Origin of the sequence: Nocardioides cremeus (assembly GCF_030518195.1) — a bacterium.
GTDB lineage: Bacteria > Actinomycetota > Actinomycetes > Propionibacteriales > Nocardioidaceae > Nocardioides > Nocardioides cremeus.
This window is the reverse complement of record NZ_JAULSC010000349.1, coordinates 1-273: the sequence shown is the minus strand read 5'-3', so window position 1 is coordinate 273 and position 273 is coordinate 1. Positions and strand designations below refer to the sequence as shown.

Genomic DNA, 273 nt, shown 5'->3' with positions numbered 1-273 from the left:
CTTCCAGAAGCAGTCGTTGGCATTGTGTATCTTCCAAATTCAAATAGAGTTCGTTGTCGCTGTCGGGAATGACGACTTCCGTCGGCATTTGTCGTTTCTGTAAAAATTCCCTGAAGCGGACGGAAAGTTCCGAATCGGATAATTTATCCATCCCTTCGACCTCTTCTTGTTTGATTCTCCACAGTTCTCTCGAAAGAATAATGTCCTTGTATTGAATCCGAGGAAGATAATCATAAGCGGCTAAAAGTCCCGACCAACCGCAACTCAATCCGC

At 44.7% G+C, this 273-nt stretch carries 1 protein-coding gene; it reads right to left on the bottom strand.

All coding sequences use genetic code 11. The annotated features are described in order from the left end of the window. Window positions 1-273: lantibiotic dehydratase (locus QWJ41_RS21335; protein WP_302710512.1), on the bottom strand; the 273-nt coding region annotated here is incomplete at both ends.